The 25,865-nt window shown below is 66.5% G+C and carries 29 protein-coding genes; 24 read left to right on the top strand and 5 right to left on the bottom strand.

Annotated elements, in window-relative coordinates; all coding sequences use genetic code 11:
• Positions 1-4: 4 nt before the first annotated feature.
• Positions 5-2,050: a TonB-dependent receptor gene (locus QE395_RS08695; RefSeq protein ID WP_095364068.1), complete on the bottom strand. Its 2,046-nt coding sequence runs from the start codon at positions 2,048-2,050 to the stop codon at positions 5-7.
• A gap of 156 nt (positions 2,051-2,206) precedes the next feature.
• Here QE395_RS08695 and QE395_RS08690 point away from each other — a divergent pair, with 156 nt between their 5' ends.
• A complete protein-coding gene (locus QE395_RS08690; protein WP_249832542.1) occupies positions 2,207-3,418 on the top strand; it encodes a sensor domain-containing diguanylate cyclase in 1,212 nt (403 codons plus the stop codon).
• Here the strand turns inward: QE395_RS08690 and QE395_RS08685 are convergent.
• Positions 3,385-3,699: a hypothetical protein gene (locus QE395_RS08685; protein ID WP_095363981.1), complete on the bottom strand. Its 315-nt coding sequence runs from the start codon at positions 3,697-3,699 to the stop codon at positions 3,385-3,387. The two genes, QE395_RS08690 and QE395_RS08685, sit on opposite strands and share 34 nt — an antisense overlap.
• A gap of 150 nt (positions 3,700-3,849) precedes the next feature.
• Here QE395_RS08685 and QE395_RS08680 point away from each other — a divergent pair, with 150 nt between their 5' ends.
• A complete protein-coding gene (locus tag QE395_RS08680; RefSeq protein ID WP_095363980.1) occupies positions 3,850-4,125 on the top strand; it encodes a hypothetical protein in 276 nt (91 codons plus the stop codon).
• 136 nt (positions 4,126-4,261) lie between these two features.
• Here the strand turns inward: QE395_RS08680 and QE395_RS08675 are convergent, their stop codons facing one another.
• Both QE395_RS08675 and QE395_RS08670 read right to left on the bottom strand, forming a co-directional pair.
• The gene (locus QE395_RS08675; RefSeq protein ID WP_141236262.1) at positions 4,262-4,453 is read right to left on the bottom strand and encodes a hypothetical protein; all 192 of its coding nucleotides are present in this window, start codon (positions 4,451-4,453) and stop codon (positions 4,262-4,264) included.
• A gap of 78 nt (positions 4,454-4,531) precedes the next feature.
• Entirely contained in the window at positions 4,532-4,852 is a 321-nt protein-coding gene (locus QE395_RS08670) for a hypothetical protein (RefSeq protein ID WP_141236261.1), read from the bottom strand.
• 37 nt (positions 4,853-4,889) lie between these two features.
• On the opposite strand from QE395_RS08670, the gene QE395_RS08665 reads away from it, so the two are divergent.
• A complete protein-coding gene (locus tag QE395_RS08665) occupies positions 4,890-5,147 on the top strand; it encodes a hypothetical protein (protein ID WP_249832543.1) in 258 nt (85 codons plus the stop codon).
• Here QE395_RS08665 and QE395_RS08660 read toward each other — a convergent pair.
• Positions 5,122-5,379 (bottom strand): hypothetical protein, encoded by a 258-nt coding sequence (locus QE395_RS08660; RefSeq protein WP_068852228.1) that lies wholly within the window; start codon positions 5,377-5,379, stop codon positions 5,122-5,124. The two genes, QE395_RS08665 and QE395_RS08660, sit on opposite strands and share 26 nt — an antisense overlap.
• Before the next feature lie 522 nt (positions 5,380-5,901).
• On the opposite strand from QE395_RS08660, the gene QE395_RS08655 reads away from it, so the two are divergent.
• The 21 genes from QE395_RS08655 (at position 5,902) to QE395_RS08555 (ending at position 25,856) form a co-directional block, all read left to right on the top strand.
• Complete coding sequence (locus tag QE395_RS08655; protein WP_306988533.1) at positions 5,902-7,050, top strand: SPFH domain-containing protein; 1,149 nt, start codon at positions 5,902-5,904, stop codon at positions 7,048-7,050.
• Positions 7,051-7,068: 18 nt separating this feature from the next.
• On the top strand, positions 7,069-8,403 hold the full coding sequence (locus QE395_RS08650; RefSeq protein WP_306988531.1) for a TFIIB-type zinc ribbon-containing protein: 1,335 nt from the start codon (positions 7,069-7,071) through the stop codon (positions 8,401-8,403).
• The gene (locus QE395_RS08645) at positions 8,400-8,651 is read left to right on the top strand and encodes a hypothetical protein (protein ID WP_093535649.1); all 252 of its coding nucleotides are present in this window, start codon (positions 8,400-8,402) and stop codon (positions 8,649-8,651) included. The genes QE395_RS08650 and QE395_RS08645 overlap by 4 nt, the downstream gene beginning before the upstream one ends.
• Positions 8,652-8,694: 43 nt before the next feature.
• Positions 8,695-9,087, top strand: coding sequence for a hypothetical protein (locus QE395_RS08640; protein ID WP_068852234.1), 393 nt, complete (start codon positions 8,695-8,697; stop codon positions 9,085-9,087).
• A 75-nt stretch (positions 9,088-9,162) separates the two neighbouring features.
• Complete coding sequence (locus QE395_RS08635) at positions 9,163-10,275, top strand: DJ-1/PfpI family protein (protein WP_249832546.1); 1,113 nt, start codon at positions 9,163-9,165, stop codon at positions 10,273-10,275.
• Between the two features lie 19 nt (positions 10,276-10,294).
• Entirely contained in the window at positions 10,295-10,969 is a 675-nt protein-coding gene (locus QE395_RS08630; RefSeq protein ID WP_210132816.1) for a response regulator transcription factor, read from the top strand.
• Entirely contained in the window at positions 10,966-12,246 is a 1,281-nt protein-coding gene (locus QE395_RS08625) for a HAMP domain-containing sensor histidine kinase (RefSeq protein WP_249832547.1), read from the top strand. The genes QE395_RS08630 and QE395_RS08625 overlap by 4 nt, the downstream gene beginning before the upstream one ends.
• 163 nt (positions 12,247-12,409) lie before the next feature.
• Positions 12,410-12,994, top strand: a complete 585-nt coding sequence (locus QE395_RS08620; RefSeq protein ID WP_306988527.1) for a (2Fe-2S)-binding protein — start codon at positions 12,410-12,412, stop codon at positions 12,992-12,994.
• Positions 12,967-14,037, top strand: a complete 1,071-nt coding sequence (locus QE395_RS08615) for a xanthine dehydrogenase family protein subunit M (protein ID WP_249832548.1) — start codon at positions 12,967-12,969, stop codon at positions 14,035-14,037. The genes QE395_RS08620 and QE395_RS08615 overlap by 28 nt, the downstream gene beginning before the upstream one ends.
• Entirely contained in the window at positions 14,034-16,310 is a 2,277-nt protein-coding gene (locus tag QE395_RS08610) for a xanthine dehydrogenase family protein molybdopterin-binding subunit (RefSeq protein WP_306988524.1), read from the top strand. The genes QE395_RS08615 and QE395_RS08610 overlap by 4 nt, the downstream gene beginning before the upstream one ends.
• A 6-nt stretch (positions 16,311-16,316) precedes the next feature.
• The gene (locus tag QE395_RS08605; RefSeq protein WP_306988522.1) at positions 16,317-17,570 is read left to right on the top strand and encodes a molybdopterin molybdotransferase MoeA; all 1,254 of its coding nucleotides are present in this window, start codon (positions 16,317-16,319) and stop codon (positions 17,568-17,570) included.
• A 1-nt stretch (position 17,571) separates the two neighbouring features.
• The gene (gene moaA, locus QE395_RS08600; RefSeq protein ID WP_249832551.1) at positions 17,572-18,597 is read left to right on the top strand and encodes a GTP 3',8-cyclase MoaA; all 1,026 of its coding nucleotides are present in this window, start codon (positions 17,572-17,574) and stop codon (positions 18,595-18,597) included.
• Positions 18,594-19,085, top strand: coding sequence for a cyclic pyranopterin monophosphate synthase MoaC (gene moaC / locus QE395_RS08595; RefSeq protein ID WP_249832552.1), 492 nt, complete (start codon positions 18,594-18,596; stop codon positions 19,083-19,085). The genes moaA and moaC overlap by 4 nt, the downstream gene beginning before the upstream one ends.
• Positions 19,082-19,672, top strand: a complete 591-nt coding sequence (locus QE395_RS08590; RefSeq protein WP_306988519.1) for an NTP transferase domain-containing protein — start codon at positions 19,082-19,084, stop codon at positions 19,670-19,672. The genes moaC and QE395_RS08590 overlap by 4 nt, the downstream gene beginning before the upstream one ends.
• Entirely contained in the window at positions 19,669-19,914 is a 246-nt protein-coding gene (locus QE395_RS08585; RefSeq protein ID WP_208856145.1) for a MoaD/ThiS family protein, read from the top strand. Before QE395_RS08590 ends, QE395_RS08585 begins: the two co-directional genes overlap by 4 nt.
• Positions 19,911-20,378: a molybdenum cofactor biosynthesis protein MoaE gene (locus QE395_RS08580; RefSeq protein WP_249832554.1), complete on the top strand. Its 468-nt coding sequence runs from the start codon at positions 19,911-19,913 to the stop codon at positions 20,376-20,378. Before QE395_RS08585 ends, QE395_RS08580 begins: the two co-directional genes overlap by 4 nt.
• A 60-nt stretch (positions 20,379-20,438) precedes the next feature.
• Positions 20,439-21,083: an aldehyde dehydrogenase iron-sulfur subunit PaoA gene (gene paoA, locus QE395_RS08575; protein ID WP_306988517.1), complete on the top strand. Its 645-nt coding sequence runs from the start codon at positions 20,439-20,441 to the stop codon at positions 21,081-21,083.
• Entirely contained in the window at positions 21,080-22,030 is a 951-nt protein-coding gene (locus QE395_RS08570) for a xanthine dehydrogenase family protein subunit M (protein ID WP_249832555.1), read from the top strand. Before paoA ends, QE395_RS08570 begins: the two co-directional genes overlap by 4 nt.
• 3 nt (positions 22,031-22,033) lie before the next feature.
• The gene (gene paoC, locus QE395_RS08565; protein ID WP_249832556.1) at positions 22,034-24,232 is read left to right on the top strand and encodes an aldehyde oxidoreductase molybdenum-binding subunit PaoC; all 2,199 of its coding nucleotides are present in this window, start codon (positions 22,034-22,036) and stop codon (positions 24,230-24,232) included.
• Complete coding sequence (locus QE395_RS08560; RefSeq protein ID WP_249832557.1) at positions 24,229-25,260, top strand: XdhC/CoxI family protein; 1,032 nt, start codon at positions 24,229-24,231, stop codon at positions 25,258-25,260. Before paoC ends, QE395_RS08560 begins: the two co-directional genes overlap by 4 nt.
• Complete coding sequence (locus tag QE395_RS08555) at positions 25,257-25,856, top strand: nucleotidyltransferase family protein (RefSeq protein ID WP_306988513.1); 600 nt, start codon at positions 25,257-25,259, stop codon at positions 25,854-25,856. Before QE395_RS08560 ends, QE395_RS08555 begins: the two co-directional genes overlap by 4 nt.
• Positions 25,857-25,865 lie beyond the last annotated feature (9 nt).

Here is a 25,865-nt window from a genome sequence, read left to right as displayed (position 1 = left end):
TCCATCAGAGCTTCATGTTGAAGGCGATATGGAGCGAACGCCCCGCAGCCGGTGAGAACATCGGCTGCGGTTGCTCCCAGAAGAAGCTGTCGTACCACGCATAGTCGTACTTCCGGTCGGTGGCGTTCTTCATCTGCACATCCACGCTCCAGCGGGGGTTGATGTCATAGCGGGCACTCAGGTCGAGCACGGCGAAACCGCCGTACTTGCCGGCCACGTTGCGCTCTTCGAGGTAGTAATCGCCCTGCGCCCTGCCCTGCAGCCCAAACTGCAGTGCTTCGGTAGCCTGGTAATCCAGGCCGATGTTGCTGATGTAACGCGGGGTGGCGGCGACTTCTCGGCCCTCCAGCGACACGCTGGCATCGCGACCATCGCGCTCGATCTTTGCCTCCTGGTACGCGTGGGACGCCCATACCGTCCACTTCTCGCCCACCTGCGCGCTGATCTGCGCATCCACGCCACGGCGGCGGGTCTTGCCCAGGGTCACGGTGGTGCCGGTGGCGGGCATGTTGGAGACCTCGTTGGCCGCATCCTGCTGCCATACCGCGATGCGCGCCTGGCTGCCGGCGAACGGGCTGAACTTCATGCCCAGCTCCATGCCGGTGTTGGTGGACGGGTTCATGGCGCCCTGCCCCGGCGTGAGGTAAGCCGGCGCCGTGGAGCCGGTCAGCACCTGGAAGGTGCGGCCCCAGTTGGCATAGACATTGGTGCTGTCGGTGAAGGCATAGACCACGCTCAGCTTGGGCTGGTCGATGGTGCCGTAGCGCTGCAGCGGGCCGGTGATGCCGCCCGGCAGGCGGGTGTCACCATCAAAACGGTCCACCCGGTAGGCCGGCACGATCTTCAGCGCCTCGATGGGCTGGTAGATCGCCTGCACATACGCGCCGTAGTTGTCGAAGGTGTGGCGGTCGTCGTTCTGCACGCGTGCGGGGGTGGCGCTGAAGTCGGTGGGCTCGGCATAGCTGAATCGCTCGCGGATGTAACCGTTGTCCTGGTGTTCGACATTTACCCCGGCTTCCAGCGTAAGCGTGGCGCCGGGCTGCCAGGTCAGCGTGGTGAGCATGCCGGTCTGCTTTTCGTCCCACAAACGGCGCTGGCGCGGCGCATTGCCGGTGCGCAGGTCGCTGAAGGTCACCCGGCGGTCGTCTTCGTAGCGGTTGTAGTACAGCTTGCTGCCCAGGAACAGGGTGTCGGCCAGCTTGAGGTCCATGTGCACGCCGATCTGGCGCATGTCGCGGTCGTCGCCATCATTGGCGTTGCGCAGCTGTGAGCCACGGCGGTCGGTACGGAGTTCTTCAGCCGTCATGAAGCCCGGCTCCTCGGCTTCGTGGTGGTAGGCGCGTGCGGTGAGGCCAATGCGCATGCCGTCGTCGAGGTTTCCGTAGAACCACTTGCCACCGATGGCGTACTTGTGTGAGCTGTCATGGTCACGGTACCCGTTCGAGGCCTGGGTGCCGATGAAGTAGTTCTGCGCAAACCCGTCGCTTTCTCGGCCAATGGCCAACTGCGCATCGCGGGTGTTGTAGCTGCCGTAGCCGAACCGTCCGTCGATGTAGTTGCCACCTTGGCGCGTGCCGAAGTTCACGTTGCCGCCAATGTTGTGCAGGCCATAACGCGGGTCGTTGGTGCCACGCACCACTTCGATGAAACTGATTTCCAAAGGGAACAGCATGTCGATGAAGCGCTGGTTGCCGCTGTTGACGTTGCTGGGCACGCCATCGATCAGCGTCTTGATCGCATTGAGGTAGCCCTCGCCATTGAAGGCGCGGAAGCTGACCTTGCCCGATTCGGCGCCCTGGCGGGTTTCGGTGAGCTGGATGCCGGGCATCTGGCCGAGCAGTTCCCAGCTGTGCGAGACGTTCTTGTCCTCGATCTGGTCGGCGCCAAGCACGTCCACCGAGGTCAGCACCTGGTGGGCGGTTAGCTGGCCCTCGGTGTGCTGGTGCACATCGACCTTGCCGAGGGTGAGTGCGGAATCGGACGACTGGGCGCGGGATTCGGGGGCAAAAACGACGGCGGCGACGGCCGTCACCAAGGCAAGGCGTTTCATTTAGAGGAAGGCGTCACAAATCTGGAGGGGAGGCCTGATGTCGGCCCGGGCGCGTAGTGTGACACTATAACATTACAACTATGCAGTTCTGCAGCAGCTTCACCAACCGCTTCCGGCCCGGTGCCTACGATGGCGGCAGATGCTGCGGAGGAACCCATGACCGAACGTGCACGCCTGCACCAGGAGTTGCTGAGAAGCCAAGCCTTCCTGGAGCAGACCAATACACTGGCCAAGGTGGGCGGCTGGGAGCTGGCGCTGGACACCAATACGCTGTCCTGGACCCGTGAGACCCATTTGATCCATGGCGTACCCGAGGACTTCGATCCGAATGTGGGTGCCGCCCTGTCTTTCTACCCGCAACCGGGCCAAGCGCAGTTGGAGGCCGCGATCGCCGCATGTGCCGCCGATGGCTCGCCGATCGACCTGACGCTTCGCGCCATCACCGCAGCTGGCGAACGCAGCTGGTTGCATATCGTAGGAAAGCGCGTTGAGGACGCGACCGGCGCACGCTTGATCGGCGCCATCCAGGACGTCACGGAACAACGCTCCGCCGTGGATGCACTGGCGCAGAGCGAAGCGCGTTACCGCCGCCTGTTCCAGCACAGCCTGGGCCTGATCTGCACCCACACGCTGTCCGGGGAGATCACGTCCGTGAATCCTGCAGCCTCGCTGTCACTGGGCCGCCCCGAAGCCGAGCTGCTGGGGCGTTCATTGGCAGAGATCATTCCGCTGGAACGCCAGGATCAGCTCCAGTACTACCTGCAGCGCGTCGCGGAGAACCAGAGCGACTCCGGCCTGATGGAGCTGGTGGCCGACGATGGCTCACGCCGCTACTGGGCGTATCACAACGTGCTCGATACCGAAGCTGACCCGCCGTACGTGCTGGGCCACGCGCAGGACATCACCACCCAGCACCTGCAGGAGCGCCAGCTGCTGGAGATGGCGATCCGCGATCCGCTGACCCGCTCGTTCAACCGGCGTTACCTGGCCGAACTCGCACAGCAGCAACTGGAAGCGTGGGGCTGCCTGGTGTTCGACCTGGACCACTTCAAGGAAATCAACGACACCCAGGGGCATGCGCACGGCGACTCGGTACTGGTTGAGTTCGTGGCGTTCCTTTCCAGCCCGCTGGAAGAAAACGAGGTGGTGGTACGGCTGGGCGGCGATGAGTTCCTGGTGTTTGTACCCGGCGCCAGGATGGAGCGGCTGCAGGTACTGGAAGAGACCTACCAGGCGCGCGCTCACCTCGCACCGGTCCGTTTCTCAGGCGGCTGCGCCATCAGCCGCCCCTCCGAAACCGTCGCCGACACCATCAACCGCGCGGACATGAAGCTTTACGAGCGCCGCCGCCGCGAACGACCGGAGTGAAGCAGCCCCACAACCAGGACCGCAACCCACAGCGCCAGCCATGCAGGCAATACCCACCCATCAAATATCTCTTCGCGCGGGATGACCGAGATACGGAAGCCGATCCACGCCAGGGCGACGACCAGCAGCGGCGCCACCACAGTTCCGCGCCATGCAAAGAACGCGGCCGCCGGCAACGAGATGATCGGGAAGAACACGCCGCCACCGAACGGCGCGGCTCCAACCATCGCGAAGAATGCCGCCGCCAGCACCAGCAACCACGCCATCACCTTGATAAGCATCCTGTATCACTCCTTCCGTCCCGTACCGACCACGAAGCCTTAACCTGCCTTGCTTATCCTAGCAGCGCGCTGCAGGAACAACGCCCGGCGCATCAATCGTTCCGCTCGGCTTGATCGAGGGAAGCAATCGAACACTGCAAAGGAGTCGCAATGAAGAAGCTGCACGCTGCCGTTCTTGCCGGATGCCTGCTGGGCATGAGTTCCCTCGCCTTCGCGGAGGTCGCCAACCTGACCAACAGCGCCGACGGCGCCAATCGCGACGCAGGCATCGCCGCGGTCAAGAAGAAGCTGCAGGACGCCTGCACAGAGCGCAAGGGCACGCCGGATGCAGCCTCCTTTGAGGTGGTCTTCGAGAAGACCAGCGAGAACCCGAACGTGCCCAAGCCGTACTACGTCGACGGTAAGATGAAGTGCGATTTGCCGTAAGCCATTCAGCACTGCGACAACGCCATTTTTAGTCCCGCCAGCGCCGCGCGCCTGACCTTCCGGGCAGCGGCTGACGGCCATTCCCGCAGTTCATGGATTGCGTCGGCAGCAACCCCTAGCCACCCTTTGGATTACCTCAAAGTCCGCGCAAGGTATCGTTGTAGGCACCGCAACTGCATCTCATGAACATTGCGGACTGATTCGGCGCAGTGATCTCAATCAACGCATCGCATCGCTCGCAACGAACCGTAGAAACAGAGCCATCCTTCATAAATTCAGCGAGCGCCGATTCAAACGTCTGGAACGCAGGAACGACCACGTCAGTCATCTTATTGATTCTCCATCCTGTCCATCACGCGGCCAGAGAGTGGGCTTCCGTCGCCGAATCAAACCCCATCCAAGGCCGCTACTTCGGATATCTCGGATCGCGCACCATCGCACTGAATATTCTTACCCAAAACAACTCGCCAATCAATGCGTGCCCACTTTCCTTGCTCGCGGAATAAGCTCGCTCAATTACACTACAGAAGATCAAGTATTGATCAGCGGGCAGTAGCACTGCAGAAATAAAGTTCATCGCGCCTTCGTCAAAAGGGCTGAAGACTTCCGCACAAAGATCCTCCTCCCCCGGCAAAAATGCATCCCGAATGATATCGGCTATACGATTGAACTGAAACGTACTCAACCCTACTGAATTACCTTCTCCAAACACGATAGAACCGGCCATTGTCACCTCACCATTATGACTTGCGCCTACTGTTCATTTGGAGGAAGGCGTCCCCGATGGCTCGGCCATCGACCTGACGCTTCGCGCCATCACCGCTGCTGGCGAACGCAGCTGGTTGCATATCGTCGGAAAGCGCGTTGAGGACGCGACCGGCGCACGCTTGATCGGCGTCATCCAGGACGTCACGGAACAACGCTCCGCCGTGGATGCACTGGCGCAGAGCGAAGCGCGTTACCGCCACCTGTTCGAGACCCAACCGACACCTGAATTTACTGCCAAGACGCAATCTCACTAAACTTCTGCGCGATGAATGTCGCGAAATCAGGTGCCACGTCGACTGCTGTCGGGTCTTCCGTGTCAACTTCAACAACCCGGGCACCGATACGCAAAAGGAACTCAACATAGTCTTCTGGCAACCCGGGATGCTGTTCCCGCAACGATACTGCCTTCTCGCTCGAAACGGAGACAAGCCTCTTCAACAAAGCGTCTATGCCTTGAATATCGTTCAATCGCCCGTAATCAGTCATTCTCGCCTTACCTTACGAATAGATCTCTGCCAAGCGACCCTGACCTGTCGATGGCCGCCTGATGTTGATCAGGGTACCTCGTCGGATGAGTATTCCACCCTTCATTCGGCCCTCCATAACCAAGCTCTATGACGTGATGGGCTTCATAGTGCTGACCAACTCTTCTGCTGACTTCCCCGGATTTGCTGATTACTGGCTGCGAATGGGTTGGCCATACCTGGCCGGTGTTGCGCTCCCACTCTGCCATGAGGTCGCCCTTAAATCGACCGAATTCAGATCGACTCTTCGCTGCAGCCTCCTTTGATATGGGGCCGTATTGATTCGTCTGAACTGCCTCCACCATCGATGGTTTCACCGAGCTCCGAGCCGTCCCCTTGTGGGGACATCCAGCGTTGCGCTAAAAGGTTTAGCCCCTGAGGCCGCGCCTGCCGGAAACGCCCATCCCCCGGACCATGCCCCGCTGCTATAGTCCCTCCATCGTGACGGGCACCCCGCCCGTCGTTGGATTTCAGGGAGCGGGTCATGGGTCTCATCCAGGCAGTGAAAGGTGCAGTAGGCGGCGTGCTGGCCGACCAGTGGAAGGACTTCTACACCGTGCCGGCGGGCCTGCCGGCCACCGCGGCGCTGTTCGCCGCCGTGCCCCAGGGCACCAACGCCGGGCGCGGGTCCAACACCAGCGGCTCGTCCAACATCATCTCCAACGGCTCCAAGATCGTCGTGCCGGAAGGCTACGGCCTGCTGCTGTTCCAGGACGGGGCCATCACCGGCTTCGTCGCCGAACCGGGTGGCTATGAGTGGCGGTCGGATGACCTCAACTCGCAGTCGATCTTCGCCGGCGACGGCATCGTCACCCCGCTCATCAAGCAGAGCTGGGAGCGCTTCAAGTTCGGCGGCCAGCCGGGTGGCCAGCAGGCGGCGTTCTTTGTCTCGCTGAAGGAACTGCCCGACAACCGCTTCGGTACCCAGTCGGAAATCTACTGGGACGACGGCTTCCTCAACACCCAGGTCGGCGCGGTCACCCGTGGCTCGTACACGCTGAAGATCGTCGACCCGATCCTGTTCGTGAAGAATTTCGTGCCGGCCAGCTACCTGCAGCCGGGAAAGGTGTTCGACTTCACCGACCTGGACAACGCGGCGGCCAGCCAGCTGTTCAATGAAGTGGTGGGCTCGCTCGCGCCGGCTTTCAGCCTGTATACCAATGACCCGAGCAAGGGCAACCGCATCACCAAGCTGCAGCAGGATTCGCTGGGCTTTGCCCAGAGCCTGTCGGCGGCGGTTGAGCAGGGCTACCAGTGGAAGTCCGACCGTGGCCTGGCCATCGTCAAGACCGCCATCGCTTCCATTGAATACGACGCCAATACCCGCGAACTGCTCAAGACGGTGCAGCGCGCCGATGCGCTGTCGGGTGGGCGTGGCAATTCCAACCTGCAGGCCAGCGTGGCCCAGGGCATCCAGTCGGCCGGTGAGAATGGCGGCGCGGCGGGCCTGGTCGGTGTGGGCATGGCGACCGGCATGTTCGGCGCCGGCGCGATGCAGCAGCCGGTCGCCCCGGCGGCCCCTGCAGCCGATGACCCGGTGGCCAAGCTGCAGAAGGCCAAGGAGATGCTGGACCTCGGCCTGATCACCCAGGACGACTACAACGCGCTCAAGGCCAAGGCACTGGGTCTGTAAGGCGGACACACGATAACCATGTCCGACCCCCGAACCCCGCCCCCGCTACCCGGCGGCCCCCCGCCGTTGCCGGACGCCGTGACCGGCCCCGGCTCGCCGCGCGACGTGCCGCCGCTGCCGGGCAGCTTCCCGCTTGACCCGGCCACCCTGCCCGACCCGATCCGCGCCGAGATCGAGGCGCCCGATCCGGTCGCGCTCGATACCAGTGCCGAAGAGCTCAAGGATGGCCTGAACCGTTGTCCCAAGTGCGGCTCCACCGATGTGCGCCTGAAGCTGGGCACCGATGTACTGGTCTGCCAGTTCTGCCGGAACGAATGGCATGGCGCGCTGGTCGAGCAGGAGTTCGGGCTGGGCGAAGGCCTCGACCAGCTGCGCGGCACCATCATCGCGTCAGGCGCGCGCGACATCGAGGCCGGCACCGCCAGCCTGATGAGCTTCAAGTGCACCGGCTGCGGCGCCGAAGTGACCATCAACACCGAAACCACCATGACCGCGCGCTGCCACTGGTGCCGCCATGTGTTCGGGGTCAATGAGCAGGTCGCCAACGGTGCGGTGCCCGATGCAGTGCTGCCGTTCCGCATCACGAAAGACGATGCAGTGGCGCGTATCCGCCAGTTCGTGGACAAGCGCCGGCTGTTCGCGCTGAAGGCCTTCAAGGACCAGTTCACGCCCGAGAACGTGGTGGGCGTGTACATGCCCTACATGATCGTGGACAGCAATGTCAGCGCCAGCGTGTCCGGCAAGGGTGAAATCAAGACCCGCCAGTACACCCGCGGCGAAGGTGACAAGAAGAAGACCTACTACGACGCCGATGTATACCAGGTGGACCGTGCGGTGGACTTCACCGTGGATGACCTGCCGCTGGAATCGTCGGCCGAGCGCGGCAACCTGGATACCAAGGCCAACACCAACAACATCATCAATGCGATCCTGCCGTTCGACACCAAGAATGCGCTGAAGTGGAACGCCTCGTACCTGCTGGGCTTCTCGTCCGAGAAGCGCAACCTGGACGTGGAAAAGATGAAGCCACGGCTGGAAGACCAGCTGCTCTCCATCGCCCGCGCGCAGGTGGAAGGTTCGGTGCGCCGCTACGACCGCGGCGTGCGCTGGGAGCAGGAACGCGTGGACCTGCACGGCTCGCGCTGGGTCTCCATGTACCTGCCGGTGTGGCTGTATTCGTACCACCAGCCTGGCCGCAACGGCGGCATGCTGCATTACATCGCGGTCAACGGCCGTACCGGTGAAACCATGGGCAGCGTGCCGGTGCAGCAGTGGAAACTGCTGCTGGCCGCGCTCACCACCGGCACCATCGTTGAAGCCATCACCCTCTGGTTCCTGGTAGCTGCCTCATGAGCGATGACAGTGGTCTCTGGTTGCTGCTGGCGGGTCCCGCCAGCGCAACCGCCTTGTACTGGGGCCTGTACCGGTACTACCGCAACACCGACAAGTCGCATGCGTTCGAGCGTGAGACCACGGTGGAGGCCAAGCCGGTGACCGGCTCGGACCGTCAGGTGGATACCATCACGGGCACGCAGGAAACGCGGATCCGTGGCGACAACGTGCGCGAGTACCGCAAGCGGGTCGTGCGCAACAGCGGGTGAGGTAGAATGCCGCCACTTTCTACCCTTCAGATTATGGATAGCCATGAAGAAGCTTGCCTTCCTTGCCCTGCTGCTCACCTCGCTTAGCCTTCTCACTGCCTGCGCCCGTGGCGGCGACAAGGCCGCTGAGACGAACGACCCGAAGGTCGGTGACCTGTATGCAGCGGTGCTTTCGGAGTTTGCCGAGTTCCAGCAGCCGGGCGAGAAGGCCTACGGCCTGCTCAAGGTCATCAAGGTCGAGCCGGACACCGTCACCGTGGTCACCGACAGCAGCGCCTGGGATGACGAAATGTCGGCCAAGCGCGAGCTGCGTGGCGACCTCAAGGAGGTCGTGTGGGATATGGACGACGAGATCGTGGTGGCCCGCTCGGAGCTGGCGGAGATGCACCGCAAGGAGATCATCTTTGCCGTGCGCCATGGCGACAGCGCCAACTGACGCGACAACCGTGACTTGAAGTCTGCTTGAAGGGCGCGGTGCATGCTCCAGATCACCATCCGATCTGGAGTTGCCATGCACCGCTTCCTTCCTGCCCTGCTGCTGGGCGCTGCCCTGCTGTTCCCGCCCGCCGCACTGGCGGCCGACAAGGTCCTGATCGTCCTCAGTGGCGAGGGCCGCGATGCCGGCAAGACCCGGCCCGGGTATGAATTCGACGAGCTCTCGCAGGCCTGGCTGGTCTTCAAGGCCAACGGGCTGGCGGTCGAGGTGGCCAGCCCCCAAGGTGGCCCGGTCGAGCCCGACAAATACAATCCCGACGAACCGTTCAACGCACAGCTGCTGGCCGATGGCGCTGCCATGGCGCAGCTTGCCGCCACCCGGCCCATCGCCGGGCTGCGTGCCAGCGATTACCGCGCGGTCTATGTGGTGGGCGGCAAAGGGGCCATGTTCGACCTGCCCCGCTCGCAGCCACTGCAGCAGTTGATCGGTGCCGCATGGGCCAACGGCGCGGTGATCGCGGCGGTGTGCCACGGGCCTGCCGCACTGGCCGAGGTGCGGCTTGCGGACGGCAGCCCGTTGGTCGCGGGCCGGCAGCTCACCGGCTTCACCAACGAGGAAGAAGCTCTGTTCGGCAAGAAATGGGCGAAGGAATTCCCGTGGCTGCTGGAGGACGCGCTTCGCCAACGCGGCGGTGAGTGGAGCGAAGCGCCGCTGATGATGCCGCACGTGGTGGTCGATGGGCGCCTGGTCACGGGCCAGAACCCCTACTCCACCGTCGGCGTGGCCGAGGCGCTCGTACGCGGCCTGGGGCGGACCCCGGTGGCACGTACGCCCGGGCGCGACGAGCGTTCCATGGCGCTGGTCGAGCGCCTGCGCGGCGGTGATGCGGCCGGTGCGGCCCGCACGCTGAAGCAGGATCCTGCTTCCTACCACGTCGAGCTGATCGGCATGCTGGGCTTCTACCAGGCGAAGGCGGCGAATGTGGACCTCGCGGCACTGCGCCCTGCATTGCAGACCATGGAGCTGGCCATGCCTTACATGGCCGAGCCGCAGCTGAAACTGGGCATCGCCGAGGCGCACCTGCGGTTGGGCGACCGCAGCCGGGCACGGACACTGGTGCTGGAGGTACTGGACGCCTCGCCCGGCATGCAACAGGCTGGTGACCTGCTGAAACGGATCGACAGCTGACATGACAACCTGCCCTGCCCTGCGCGTACTGGTGATCGAGGACAACCCGGTGCTGCGCGCCAACCTCGAACTGCTGTTCGCCGGCCAGGGCATCGACAGCCGCTTCGCCGCCGATGGCCTTTCCGGACTGCAGGAGGCACTGGCCGAGCCGCCCGATGTGCTGGTGCTGGACCTGGGCCTTCCCGGCCTGGATGGCATGCGCGTGTGCGAGCAGCTGCGCGCGCGCAGCGACCGGCACGTGCCGGTGTTGATGCTGACCGCGCGTGATGCGTTGGAGGACAAGCTGGCCGGGTTCCGAAGCGGTGCCGATGACTACCTGGTCAAGCCGTTTGCCGGCGCCGAACTGGTGGCGCGGTGTGTGGCCCTGTCGCAGCGCCACCGCGCAGGCACCCCGCACCTGCTGACGGTTGGCAGCCTCAGCATTGACCGGCGCAGCAACCTGGTGCAGCGACACGGGCAGACACTGGTGCTCCACCACACCGCCCTGCAGCTCCTGCTGCTCCTGGCCGAAGCATGGCCACGGACGCTGACCCGAAGCGAGCTGGTCGAGCGGTTGTGGGGCGCCAGCCCGCCCGAGTCCGATCCGCTGCGCACGCACCTGTACACCCTGCGGCAGGTGCTCGACAAACCGTTCCCGGTGCCCCTGCTCAAGACCGTGCATGGCGTGGGCTTCCGCCTGGAGGCGGACACGTGAGCGCCGCACCGCGTCCGCGTCGTCGCCTGCGCCGCCGCCTGATGCTGGCCTTCTCCGGCTTCGCGCTGCTGGTGGCGGTGCTGTACGGGTTCTACGTGGTGCTGTTCGTCTATCTGGTCGAGGACGAGATGTTCAATGGGCTTCTGGAGCAGGAAGCCAAGGTGCAGCTGCATCATCACGCCAGCCGGGGTGGATGGGCGCGACCGGCATTGCCGGGCATGTCGGTGCATGAGACTGCTGCAAGCCTGCCTGAAGGGCTCGGCGCGCGGTTGGTTGAGGAACCCTGGCGCCGGGAGTTCGCCGGCGACCTAGGTCGCCACTACCATCTGCGGCGGCTGGAGCCAACGGATGCCTGGCTGGTGGCGGAGGTCAGCCAGCAGTTGGTGGTGCGGCCGATGCGGGGTGGCATCCTGAAATGGTTGGGCTGGTCGAGCCTTGGCGTGCTTGGGATCGCCCTGCTGCTGGGCGCATGGCTGGCTCGACGGATGACCGCGCCGCTGTCACGGCTTTCCGACGTGGTCGCCGGAGCCAGTCCCACGCATCTGCCGACCGGGTTCGCCGAGAGCCTTCCCGACGATGAAGTCGGCGCACTGGCCCGCACGCTGCAGGGGCTGCTGGTACGCATCGAGGCCTTCGTGGACCGCGAACGCGAGTTCACGCGGGATGCCAGTCATGAACTGCGCACGCCGCTGGCTGTCATCCGCAGTGCGTGCGAGCGCATGCAGGCCCGTGCCGATCTGGACCCCGCGCTTCACCTGCAGCTCGGCCACATGAACCAATCGGTGCTGCAACTGGAACACACCATCAGCGCGCTGCTGATGCTGGCCCGCGAACAGCATCTGCAGGAACCCGCGGAATCGATCACCCTGCTGCCACTGATCGAGCGGGTGATCGTGGACCAGACCGGCCTTCTTGGCGATCGCCCGGTGCACCTGGCGCTGGACGTGGCGGGCGATGCAAAGGCCTGCCTGCCGCCCACCGCACTTCGTGTCATCCTGTCCAACCTGATCGGCAATGCCTTCGCGCACACGCTGAAGGGAGAGGTAAGCATTGCGGTGGAAGCGGGCTGGTTGCAGATCACCAACCCGGGTGCCGGCATCGATGCGGACGCCCTGCAGCCCTTCAGCAAAGGCGCGGCAAGCAGCGGTTACGGCCTTGGGCTGTCGATTGTCCATCGCCTGTGCGAGCGCCACCAGATCGACCTTCGATTCAATCCCGACAGGACCCGCACCATGGTGTCCATCCGGCTCGATCCTGCTGCACGCACGTGCTCTTGAGAACGCTTGTCAGCCCAATGCCGATCGTTCAGCCCAGTGGATGGCTCAGTAAATCTACGTGAGGGCCGTCAATTGCATCTTCGCGTGTACTGCACTGCGCCTCCACCCCCGTTGGACGCGGCATGGCGCACGGTGGGACGCATCGCCCCCAGCCGGAACTGCCATGAGCGAGTCTGTCGCCCCCCTGCTTGCCGCCTCCCCACCGCGTCCTGATCCCCGACCGCGCGTGCTGTACCCGCTCAGCCTGACCATCAATGGGGTGCCGCATACGCTTCAGGTCGAATCCTCGGTAAGCCTGCTTGACCTGCTGCGTGAACGCCTTCAGCTGACCGGCACCAAGAAGGGCTGTGACCACGGGCAGTGTGGCGCGTGCACCGTGCTGGTGGATGGGCGGCGAATCAACAGCTGCCTGACCCTGGCGGTGATGCAGGATGGCGCACAGGTACAGACCATCGAAGGCCTTGCCGACGGCGACGACCTGCATCCGCTGCAGCAGGCCTTCATCTCCTGCGACGCGCTGCAATGCGGGTACTGCACGCCGGGGCAGATCTGCTCGGCGCAGGGCTTGATCAACGAGGGCAAGGCGTGCAACCGCGACCAGGTGCGCGAGCTGATGAGCGGCAACGTCTGCCGCTGCGGCGCCTACCCGCAGATCACCGACGCGGTGATGTCCGTCCTGGAAAGCGAACAACCAATGGCGGCCAAAACCCCGGCCTCTGAATGGGTTCCGGGCACGGTGCCCGCATGATTCCCGCCACCTACCAGCGACCCGATTCGATCGCCTACGCCCTGCAGGCCCTGGCCGGCTCCATCGGAAGCAACGATACCCGGCCCATCGCAGGCGGCACCAACCTGCTGGACCTGATGAAGCTGCAGCTGGTCACCCCCGGCGCACTGGTCGACGTGAACCGGCTGCCGCTGGATCGTATCGAAGCACGCGAGGACGGCGGCCTGCGTTTGGGCGCGACGGCGCGTAACGCCGACACCGCCTGGCACCCGCTGGTGGAGCGCGACTACCCGTTGCTGTCCGCCGCCATGCTTGCAGCGGCATCGCCGCAGATCCGCAACATGGCCAGCAACGGCGGTAACCTGCTGCAGCGCACACGCTGCACGTACTTTTATGACCGGGCCACGCCCTGCAACAAGCGTGAGCCGGGCAGCGGGTGCTCCGCCATCGGCGGGTTGACCCGCCACCACGCCATCCTGGGCGCGAGCGAGCACTGCATCGCCACCCATCCGTCTGACATGTGCGTGGCGCTGGCAGCCTTGGACGCCGTGGTGCACGTAGCCAGCGTGCGCGGCGAGCGCGAGATTCCGTTCGCCGATTTCCATCGCCTGCCGGGGGACACGCCCGACGTCGACACCTCGCTCGCCGCCGATGAACTGATCCTGCGCATCGAGCTGCCACCGGCCGCGCGCTTTGCCGCCCACAGCGCGTACCTGAAGGTTCGCGAGCGCCTGTCCTACGCCTTCGCGCTGGTCTCGGTCGCGGCCGCACTGGATATCGCGCCGGATGGCACCATCCGCGCAGCGCGCCTGGCCCTGGGCAGCGTGGCGCACAAGCCGTGGCGGGTGGCTGCCGCCGAAGCGGTACTGGAAGGCGCAAGACCTGGAGCCGAAGCCTTCGCTGCCGCCGCCGAGGCACTTGTGCAGGGCGCGGTGTCGCAGGGCCAGAACGCCTTCAAGATCCCGCTGGCCCGGCGCACGGTGATCCGCGCGCTCGAAACCGCCGCACGCGGCACCGTCGACAACCAGGGCAGCTCGCGCCCCCAACCGGAGACGCCGGCATGAATCTTCCCAACCCGCTCCATCCGCCGGTGGCCCCGGCAGGCACCGGACACGTGCCGACCGGCACCGGTACGCCGCGCATCGACGGGCGTGCGAAGGTCACCGGCCAGGCGCGCTATGCCGCCGAGTGGCCTGCACCCGACCTGGTCTACGGCGTGGCGGTCAACAGCACCATCGCGAAGGGGCGCATCCTGGGCTTCAGCCTGGATGCCGCCGAGGCGGTCCCCGGCGTGCTGCGCATTCTCACCCACGACAACCGCCCGCGGATGCGCAGCGCAGGTCTGTTCTACAAGGACATGACCGCGCCCGCTGGCAGCCCGTTCCGCCCCCTGTACGACGCCACCGTGCTGTACAGCGGCCAGCCGGTCGCGCTGGTACTGGCCGAGACGTTTGAAGCCGCCCGCGAGGCTGCCGAACGCGTCGAAGTGCACTACGAGGTCGACGAGCATGACACCAACCTGGTGGCTGCCATGGCCCGGGCACGCCCACCGAAGAAGCTGAAGGCAGGCTTTTCGGCCCCGCCCAAGGACAAGGGCCAGCCCGACGACGCATTCACGCAGGCGCCCTTCCAGGTCACCGCCGATTTCTACCACGGCGTGGAACACCACAACCCGATGGAGCTTTTCGCCAGCACGGTGATCCGTGGCGACGACGGGCACTTGACCATCTACGACAAGACCCAGGGGTCGCAGAACAGCCGGTGGTATGTATCGCATGTGTTCGGCCTGCCCAAGCGTAAAGTGACGGTGCGCAACCCGTATGTGGGTGGCGCCTTCGGGGCGGGGCTGCGCCCGCAGTATCAGCTGCCGCTGGCCGTGATGGGCTCGCTGGCGCTGGAGAGATCGGTGCGGGTGGTGCTGACCCGGCAGCAGATGTTCACCTTCGGCCACCGCGCCGAGACCGTGCAACGGGTGAAGCTGGGCGCGGACGCCGACGGCACCCTGCACTCGATCTGGCACGAAGCCGTGGGCGAAACCTCGCGCATCGAGGATTACGTGGAAGTGGTGGTGAACTGGAGCGGCCAGTTGTACACCTGCGACAACGTGCACCTGGGCTACAAAGTGGTGGACCTGGACCAGTACACCCCGATCGACATGCGCGCACCCGGTGCCGCACACGGCGTGCATGCGCTGGAAGTGGCGATGGACGAGCTTGCTGCAGGCCTCGGCATGGACCCGCTGGCACTGCGCCTGAAGAACTATGCCGAGGTCAACCCGGCCGACGGCAAGCCCTATTCGAGCAAGGCGCTGCGTGAATGCTACGAGCAGGGCGCCGCCCGCTTCGGCTGGGCCGACCGCCCGCAGCAGCCGCGTTCGCGCCGCGAAGGCAATGAGTGGGTCGGCTGGGGCATGGCCACCGGCCAATGGGATGCCATGCAGATGTTCGCCCGCGCGCGCGCCGTGCTGCATGCCGACGGACGGCTGGTCGTAAGCAGCGCCGCCAGCGACATCGGCACCGGTACCTACACCGTGATGAGCATGATCGCCGCCGAGGCGCTGGGACTGCCGCTGGAGCAGGTGAGTTTCCAGCTGGGCGATTCGACGCTGCCGGTGGCGCCCATCGAAGGGGGCTCGTCACACGTAAGCACCGTCGGCTCGGCGGTGGAAGGCGCCTGCACCAAACTGCGTCGCCGGTTGCTGGCACTGGCGCGGCTGGCGCCGGGAACCGCGTTCGCGCGCGCCCGCCTGGAGGATGTGGTGTTCCGCGATGGCACCCTGGCGCTGCGCGACGACCCCGCCAGCGCGGTTCCGCTGACCGCGCTGCTGGCCGGCGCTGAGCGCGCCAGCGTCGAGGCCAGCTACCTGCTGCTGCCCAACCTGCTGGAACAACGGAAGTTCACCCGCGCCACCCACAGTGCGGTGTTCGTGGAAGTGCGGGTCGACGAAGACCTGGGCACCGTACGGGTGATGCGGGTGGTCAGTGCCATTGCCGCCGGGCGCATCCTCAACCCGACCACGGCACGCAGCCAGATCATCGGCGGCGTGGTCTGGGGCATCGGCGCGGCCCTGCACGAGCACACCGAGGCCGACCATCGGTTCGGCCGCTTCATGAACCGGGATTTCGCCCAGTACCACGTGTCGGTCAACGCCGACATCCACGACGTGGACGTGCTGTTCGTCGAGGAGGATGACCGCGTGGTCAGCAGCCTGGGCGCAAAGGGCGTGGGCGAAATCGGCCTGGTGGGGGTATCGGCCGCGATCAGCAATGCCATTTTCCACGCCACCGGCAAGCGCATCCGCAGCACCCCGATCACCCCGGACAAGGTGATGCGCTGACGTGAAATGGCGATCACGCCGGAATCGCCAGACTGGGCCATCCCAAGCCACCCGCACGCACTGATGAGGCCGTTGATCAGCGTAGAGGAAGCCGATGCCGTGCTTCGTTCCAGCACCCCCGACGTTGTCACGGAACAGATCGCCCTGCCGGATGCGGTCGGCCGCGTGCTGGCACAGCCGGTGGTAGCTGAAGGCGCGCAGCCGCCGTTCGACCGGGTCATGATGGATGGCGTGGCCACGCGCTGGCAGCCGGTGATGCCCGCCGTGCTCCGGGTTGCCGGAGCGCAGATGGCCGGCATGCACGGCCAGGTGCTGGAAGACGCCGGCAGCTGCATCGAGGTTTCCACCGGCGCCGTCCTGCCCGAGGGGTGCGACTGCATCGTGCCGATCGAACAGCTGGAGCGCACCGCTGGCGGCTATGCGCTGCGCGCCACCGCCGTGCCGGTCGCCGGCCAGTTCATCCACCGCCGTGGCAGCGATTGCGCTGCCGGCACGCCGGTGCTGGCGCCGGGCATCCACATAGGGCCCCCACAGATGGCACTGCTGGCGGCCAACGGCGTGGCCCGGGTCACCGTGGCGCGGTTGCCGAAGGTGGCCATCGTCGCTACCGGCGATGAACTGGTGGACGTGGACGCAGCGCTGCCGCCCGGACGCATCCGTCGTTCCAACGATCTGGCTTTGATGGCCGCGCTGCAGGCGGCCGGCCTCGGCCGCGCCTCCCTGCACCACCTCGCAGACGATCCGGCCCTGCTTGCCGAGGCGCTGGGCCGGCTGCTGGCGTCGCACGCCACGCTGGTGCTGTCCGGCGGCGTTTCCATGGGACAGCGCGACTACCTGCCCAACACGCTGGAGGCGCTGGGCGTGCGTTGCCACTTCCACGGCATCGCACAACGGCCGGGCAAGCCCATGTGGTTCGGCGTGGGGCCGCAAGGACAGCGGGTCTTCGCGCTGCCCGGCAATCCGGTTTCGTCGCTGGTCTGCCTGATCCGCTACGTGCGCCCGGCGCTGCTGGCGGGCATGGGCGCTGCGCCCGCTGCACCGGAGCAGGTGTCCCTCGCCACCGCCCTGCCCGCTTTTGCACTGGCCCAGTTCATTCCGGTCCATCTGCGCGACGATGGCGCCGGCAATGCGGTGGCCGAGCCCGTGGCCTCGCGCAACTCCGGTGACTTCACGGCGTTGGCCGGCACCGCCGGCGTGCTGGAGCTGGCTGCCGGCAGCGCGGGTCAAGCAGGCCAGCCATTGCGGCTGCACCGGTGGTGAGATGAGCGTCCACGCACCCCTCCTGGATCGCCGCAACCGCCCCCTGCGCGACCTGCGCATCTCGGTCATGGACCGCTGCAATTTCCGCTGCACTTATTGCATGCCGGCGGCGACCTATGGCGAGGACTATGCCTTCCTGCCGCCGGCGGCGCGGCTGAGCTTTGATGAGATCGAGCGCGTGTGCCGCCAGGCCGCCTCGCTGGGCGTGAGCAAGCTGCGCCTGACCGGCGGCGAACCGCTGCTTCGCCCGCAGTTGCCCGACCTGATCCGGCGCCTACGTCGCATCGACGGCATCGACGATATCGCCCTGACCACCAACGGCGTGCTGCTCGACCGGCAATCGCAGGCATTGGCTGATGCGGGCCTGGACCGGGTCACGGTCAGCCTGGACACGCTGGATCCCGCGCTGTTCCGCCAGATCAGCGGCGGGCATGGCGACGTGGACGCCGTGCTGCGCGGGATCGACGCGGCCTGCGCCGCTGGCTTCCGTGACGGGGTCAAGATCAACGCCGTGCTGCAGCGCGGGCTCAACGACGCCGGCGCGCTGGCGCTGGTCGAACGCTTCCGCGGCAGCAGCGTGGTGCTGCGCTTCATCGAGTTCATGGACGTGGGCAACCGCACCGCCTGGTCAGTGGACAGCGTGGTCAGCTCGCAGGAACTGCACGCGCGCATCCACGCCCGCTGGCCGCTGATGGCGTTGCCGCCCCGCCATCCGGGCGAAGTCGCCACCCGCTACCGTTTCGTTGATGGGGACGGTGAAATCGGCCTGATCTCGTCCATCTCCACGCCCTTCTGCGGCGACTGCACGCGGGCGCGCCTTTCCTCCGAAGGTCAGCTCTACACCTGCCTGTTCGCCACCCGTGGCACCGACCTGCGCGGCCTGCTGCGCGCCAGCGCGGACGACGCCGCCCTGCGCGCGGTGCTGGCGGGGGTGTGGTCGGCCCGCAACGACCGTTACAGCGAACTGCGCGGCCGCCCGGCGTCAACGCCCGGACGCCGCATCGAAATGCACTACATAGGTGGATGATGGAACCCAACCCTGCCCTGCTCTCGCACCTGGACGCCGATGCACGGCCGCGCATGGTCGATGTGGGCGGCAAGACCGCCACCGACCGCGTCGCACACGCCCAGGCCCGGGTGCGCTTCCCGCGCGAGGTCGCCACCCAGCTGCGCGAGGCCGGCTTCGTGCTGCCCAAGGGCGCGGTGCTGACCGTGGCCCACATTGCCGGGGTGATGGGCGCCAAGGTCACCTCGCAATTGATTCCGCTGTGCCACCCGCTCGCCCTGCAGCGCTGCGATATCACCATCGACATGGACGGCGACAGCGCGGTGATCGACTGCACGGTCGCCTGCCACGGCACCACCGGCGTCGAGATGGAGGCCCTGACCGGGGCCAGCATTGCCGCGCTCACGCTGTATGACATGTGCAAGGCGCTGTCCCATGCCATCGTGATCGAGCAGGTGCGGCTGGTGTCCAAACGCGGCGGCAAGTCCGACCTGGCGTATCCGTCATGAGCGCACCGCTGTCGGCCCTGCTGCTGACCGGCGGTGCCAGCCGCCGCATGCAGGCCGACAAGGCACTGCTCGACTACGCCGGACAGCCCCAGCTGCTGCGTGCCTGGGCCCTGCTCAGGCATGTCGAGGTGGTGCAGGCCTTCGTCTCGCTTCGCCCGGACCAGTGCGGCGAAACGCTGCGCGGCAGCCTGCCCCCCCTGGTGGACAGCGTCGACAGCGTGGGTCCCGTCGCCGGCATCCTCTCCGCGCAGCAGGCGTTCCCCGGTCATGCATGGCTGGTGATCGCCTGCGACCTGCCCCTGCTGGATGCGCGCACGCTGCGCGCGCTGGTGGCGGCACGGCAACCCGCGAAGGACGCCACGGCGTTCGTCAGCCGCCACGACGACCTGCCCGAGCCGCTCTGTGCGATCTGGGAACCCTCCTCCGCGCCGCTGCTGCGCCAGCGCTTCGACGCGGGGAACTACTGCCCGCGCAAAGCGTTGCTGCAGTTGCAGATCCACGCGCTGCCTTCGCCTGGCAGTGCCCTGGACAACGTCAACACCCCCGGCGAGCTGCTGCAGGCACGCCAACAACTGGAAACCAGCTGATGCCCCAGGTCGAACTCAATTACTTCGCGCAACTGCGCGAACAGGCCAACAGGGGTGCCGAACGCGTGGAGACCGACGCCGACTCGCTGGGCACGCTCTACGCGCAGCTGCAGGCCCGGCACGGCTTCACCCTGCCGGCGTCCACGCTCAGGGTGGCCGTGAACGAGCGCTTCTGTGGATGGGACCACCCGCTGCAGGACGGCGACACCGTGGTGTTCATCCCACCGGTCAACGGCGGATGAGCGGATTCTCGGTAAGCGCGGTGGGGCTGGATGTGCCGGCGCTGCGTTCGGCCCTGCAGAATCCCGCGCACGGCGCGTTCTGTGCGTTCGAAGGCTGGGTGCGCAACCGCAACGACGGCCGCGATGTGGAAGGCCTGGAATACGAGGTGTACGCCGCCCTGGCGCAGAGCGAGGGCGAGGCCATCCTGGCCGAAGCCCGCGAGCGCTTCGGCGATATCGATGCGATCGGGGTCCACCGCAGCGGACGCCTGGCGGTAGGCGAGCTGGCCGTGTGGGTCGGCGTTTCCTCGCCCCACCGCGACGCCGCCTTCGGTGCATGCCGCTACATCATCGATGCGATCAAGCACCGGCTGCCGGTCTGGAAGAAAGAGCTGTACGTGGAAGGCGACAGCGAGTGGGTGGTCTGCTCGCACGGCGGCAACCCCCATTCACATGGCGCTTCACCGCATGCCGACCACCCCTGAACCATCATCATCGTACCGATCCCGTGAGCCAGGCTGCAGCAGCCAACGAGGAGCCACCCCATGAGCACGCCCCCCCAGCTTTCCCTTTCCCGCCGCGACGTGCTGAAACTCGGCGCCGGCTCGGCCACCAGCATGGTCATCCCCACCGTGGTCGCAGAAGCCCAGGGAAACACCGCCGGCGCACGCGCACCGGTGACCGCCGAGGTGGCCTTCGAGGTCAACGGCAAGCCGCGCACGCTGCAGCTGGACACCCGCGTCACCCTGCTCGATGCACTGCGCGAGCACCTGCACCTGACCGGCACCAAGAAAGGCTGCGACCACGGCCAATGCGGTGCCTGCACGGTGCTGGTGGACGGCCGCCGCATCAATGCCTGCCTGACCCTGGCGGTGATGCATCCGGGCGCGAAGATCACCACCATCGAAGGCCTGGGCGCCCCGGACAAACTGCACCCGATGCAGGCTGCGTTCGTCAAGCACGATGGCTACCAGTGCGGCTACTGCACCCCCGGGCACATCTGCTCGGCGGTGGCGGTGCTGCAGGAAGTGCGCGACAACATTCCCAGCCACGTCACCGATGACCTCGGCGCCCGCGCCACGCTCAGCGCCGATGAGATACGCGAACGCATGAGCGGCAACATCTGCCGCTGCGGCGCCTATTCCAACATCGTCGAAGCGATCGAAGACGTCGGAGGAACGCGCGCATGAGGGCCTTCACTTACGAGCGTGCCACTACGCCGGCCGAAGCGGCCGCTGCGGCGGCCCGCACCCAGGGCGCGCGCTTCATTGCCGGCGGCACCAACCTGCTGGACCTGATGAAGCTGGAGATCGAAACGCCCGCGCACCTGATCGACGTCAACGGGTTGTCGCTGGATACCATCGAAGCCACCGCCGAAGGCGGCCTGCGCGTCGGTGCATTGGTACGCAACACCGACCTGGCGGCCGACCCGCGCATCCGTCGCGACTACGCCCTGCTCACCCGCGCGCTGGTCGCCGGCGCCTCCGGCCAGCTGCGCAACAAGGCCACCACCGCCGGCAACCTGCTGCAGCGTACCCGCTGCCCGTATTTCTACGACACCGCGCAGCCGTGCAACAAGCGCCTGCCGGGCAGTGGCTGCGGCGCCATCGGCGGCGTCAGCCGGCAGCTGGCGGTGGTTGGCGCCAGCCCGGCCTGCATCGCCACCCATCCCAGCGACATGGCGGTGGCGATGATGGCGCTGGACGCGGTGGTGGAAACCATCCGCCCGGACGGCTCCAGCCGGCGCATCCCGCTCAATGACCTGTACCGCGCGCCCGGCACCACGCCGCAGGTGGAAACCGTGCTCGACAAGGGCGAATTGATCGCCGCCGCGGTGCTGCCTGCTCCGCTTGGCGGGACGCACATCTACCGCAAGGTGCGCGATCGCGCCTCGTACGCGTTTGCGTTGGTGTCGGTGGCCGCGGTGGTCCAGCGCGACGGCAGTGGTCGGGTCGCCCTGGGCGGGGTGGCATACAAGCCCTGGCGCACGCCGGAAGCCGACGCGCTGTTGCCGCAGGGTGCGGCTGCCGTCATGGCCTCGCTGCTGAAAGGCGCGACGCCCTCGTCACAGAACGCCTTCAAGGTGCAGTTGGCCGAACGCACGCTCGCCGCCGTGCTGCTGGAGGCGAAGGGATAAGCCATGAAATTCGACACGCCTGCAGGAAAGAATCCGATCGACCAGCTCAAGGTGGTCGGCCAGCCGTTGAATCGCATCGACGGTCCGCTCAAGACCACCGGCCATGCCCCCTATGCCTACGAACGCCACGACGCGGTGGCCGCGCCGGCATACGGCTACGTGGTCACCGCCGGCATCGCCAAGGGCCGGGTCAGCAGCATGGAACTGGATGCCGCACGCCGCTCCCCGGGGGTGCTGGCCATCGTCACCGCCGACAACGCCGGGCCATTGCAGAAGTCGCAACGCAATACCGCCGCGCTGCTGGGCGGGCCGGAGATCTCGCATTACCACCAGGCGCTGGCGCTGGTGGTGGCCGAGACCTTTGAACAGGCGCGTGCCGCGGCCGGCCTGGTCAAGGTCCGCTACACCACGCAGAAAGGCGCTTACGACCTGGCCGCGGCGAAGAAGGCCGGCACCAATTTCCAGAAGACCGACCCGGACGCGCGCGTGGGCGATTTCGAGAAGGCCTTCGGCGAGGCACCGGTCACCTTGGACGCGCTCTACCACACCCCCGACCAGTCGCACGCGATGATGGAGCCGCACGCCACCCTTGCCGCGTGGGAAGGCGACAAGCTCACGGTGTGGACCTCCAACCAGATGATCGACTGGGGCAAGACCGACCTGGCCAAGACCCTGGGACTGCCGAAGGAGAACGTGCGCCTGGTTTCGCCGTACATCGGCGGCGGCTTTGGCGGCAAACTGTTCGTCCGTTCGGACGTGCTGCTGGCGGCATTGGGTGCGCGCGCAGCGAAGCGCCCGGTCAAGGTCGCGCTGTCGCGCCCACAGATCGCCAACAACACCACCCATCGTCCCGCCACGCTGCAGCGCATCCGGCTGGGCGCCACCGCGCAGGGGACGCTTACCGCGATCGGTCACGAATCGTGGTCGGGCAACCTGCCCGGCGGCTCCCCCGAAGAAGCGATCCAGCAGACCAAGCTGATGTATGCAGGCGCAAACCGGCTGGCCGGGTTGCGCCTGGCGCACCTGGACCTCCCCGAAGGCAACGCCATGCGCGCGCCGGGCGAAACCCCGGGGCTGATGGCGCTGGAGATCGCGATGGATGAAATGGCCGAGAAGCTGGGCCTTGATCCCGTGGAGTTCCGCATCCGCAATGACACCCAGGTGGACCCGGCCAATCCGGAACGACCCTTCTCCAAGCGCCAGTTGGTGCAGTGCCTGCGCGACGGTGCGCAGCGCTTTGGATGGGACAAGCGCAATGCGCGCCCCGGCCAGCAGCGCGATGGCCGCTGGCTGGTGGGCATGGGCGTGGCCGCCGGCTTCCGCAACAACCTGGTGATGAAGTCGGGTGCGCGCGTGCGCCTGGATGCCACGGGCCAGGTCACGGTGGAAACCGACATGACCGACATCGGCACCGGCAGCTACACCATCCTGGGCCAGACCGCCGCAGAGATGCTGGGCGTGCCCATTGAGAAGGTGACGGTGAAGCTGGGCGATTCCAGCTTCCCGGCCTCGGCGGGTTCCGGCGGCCAATGGGGCGCCAACAGTTCCACTGCCGGCGTGTTCGCGGCGTGCACCAAGCTGCGCGAGGCGGTGGCGACGAAACTGGGACTGGACCCGGCCACCGCGACCTTTGCCGACGGCCAGGTCAGCGCCGGCGGCAAGCGCTTCGCGCTGGGCAAGGCCGCAGCCGACGGCGAGCTGGTGGTGGAAGACACCATCGAGTTCGCCGAACTGGAAGAGAAGTTCCAGCAGTCCACCTTCGCCGCGCATTTCGTCGAAGTAGGCGTGGATGTCGCCACCGGCGAAAGCCGGATCCGGCGCATGCTGGCGGTGTGCGCCGCAGGGCGCATCCTCAACCCCAAAACCGCGCGCAGCCAGGTGATTGGCGCCATGACCATGGGCGTGGGCGCGGCCTTGTCGGAAGAGCTGGCGGTGGACACGCGGCTGGGCTTCTTCGTCAACCACGACCTGGCCGGCTACGAAGTGCCCGTGCATGCCGACATTCCCCACCAGGAGGTGGTGTTCCTGGACGAGACCGACCCGGTGTCGTCGCCGATGAAGGCCAAGGGCGTGGGCGAGCTCGGCCTGTGCGGTGTCAGTGCGGCGGTAGCCAATGCGATCTACAACGCCACCGGCACCCGCGTGCGCGAATATCCGATCACGCTGGACAAACTGCTGGCCGGGCTGCCCGCGCTGGGATGAGTGCCGGCCTGGCCAGTACGCCGCTGGATGCCGAGGACGGTAACCCCGGCCTCGTGTTCGAGGCGACCCTCGATGCGCTGCGCGAGGGTCGCCGCGCGGCGCTGGCGGTGGTGCTGGAAACCGAAGGGTCCACCTATACGCGCGCCGGCACGGTGGTGCTGTTTTCCGATCACGGCCACGTCGGCTGGCTCAGCGGTGGCTGCCTGGAGCCGGAGATTGAGCGCCGCGCGATGCAGGCCGTGGACGAGAACAGCTTGGCATGGATGGAGATCGATACCCGCGATGATGATGCGTTGTTTGCCGGCAACGCGGTGGGATGCCGTGGGCGGCAACGGGTGGTGTTGATTCCGCTGACGTCGCTTGCCGGCATCGACAGCGTGCTTGACCCGTGGCTGCGGGGAGAGGAAACGCTTGAACTGACGCTGCACGGCACGGGTGTGCTGCAGTGGCGCTGTGGCGACATGGGCCTCTCCCATGACATCGCCAGTCCGCCGGTCGACTGGGAAGCACCTCGCCGGGAGTGGCAGCTGCAATGGCGGCGTGCGCCGAGCGTGGTGGTGCTGGGCGCGGGCCCGGAGGCCGCGCCGCTGGTGCCCCTGCTGATGGGCCTGGGATGGCGGGTTGAGGTGCGTGAGCCGCGCCCGCGGTGGCAGGGGCGGCTTGCTGCTGTCGCGCCACCCGACCAACGGTCGGGTGCTACCGCGGGTTCGTCCACCGATTGCAGCACGCGGTGGACCAACGGGCCGTTTCCGGATGCGGTTCTGGTGATGCACCACAATTTCGAGCTGGACCGGGAAGCGTTGGACGCACTGGCGGCCACCTCCATTCCCTTCATCGGATTGCTGGGGCCGGGCCGAAGGCGCGACGACCTGTTCAAGCTGCTGTCCCCGCAAGCACGGGCAGCGCTGTCCCCTCGCCTGCGTTCGCCGATCGGGCTGGGGCTGGGTGGGCGGGGGCCGGAGGCCATTGCACTGAGCATTGCCGCCCAGCTGCAGGCATGGCGGCACGGCGTGCCGGAAGTGCCGTGATCAACGCCCATGCCGCCGTGGTGCTCGCCGCAGGCGCAAGCACGCGGCTGGGCCGCCCTAAACAGCTCCTGCGCCGCGAGGGCGAGACCCTGCTGCACCGCATGGTCCGGTTGGCAGCAGGCACCGTACCTTCGGTGCTGGTGGTGGTGCTGCCCGAGGCGTCTGGACCGCTCACCGATGCGGTGGCCGACCTCGAATGCGTGCAGGCGCTCAATCCACAGCCGCAGCGCGGCATGGGCAGCAGCCTGGTGGTCGCTGCGCCGATGGTCCAGGCCTCCGCACGGGTGCTTGTGGTCGCCTGCGACCAGCCCGCGCTGGAGGCTGCGCATCTGCAGGCGTTGCTGGACAGTGCCAGCCAGTCAACCTCAGGCTGCGCGGCCACCCTGCTGCTGGGCACGCTCGGCGTGCCGGCGGTGGTGCCCGGCGCATGGTTCGCCGATCTCGCCGACGGCCAGGGTGACAGCGGCTTCCGCGCACGGCTGCGCGCGCTGGAACCCGGAACGGTCGGCGTGCTGCACGCCCCTGCCCTCGCGCTGGATATCGATACCCCGGACGATCTGCGCGCCGCGCACGAACTCGGCCTGATCGACGACTGACGCCGTGGC

The sequence above is a fragment of the Stenotrophomonas sp. SORGH_AS_0282 genome (assembly GCF_030818125.1).
In the GTDB taxonomy this organism is placed as follows: domain Bacteria; phylum Pseudomonadota; class Gammaproteobacteria; order Xanthomonadales; family Xanthomonadaceae; genus Stenotrophomonas; species Stenotrophomonas rhizophila_A.
The sequence above is the reverse complement of the archived record's forward strand: the minus strand, read 5'-3'. Positions and strand labels throughout refer to the sequence as shown.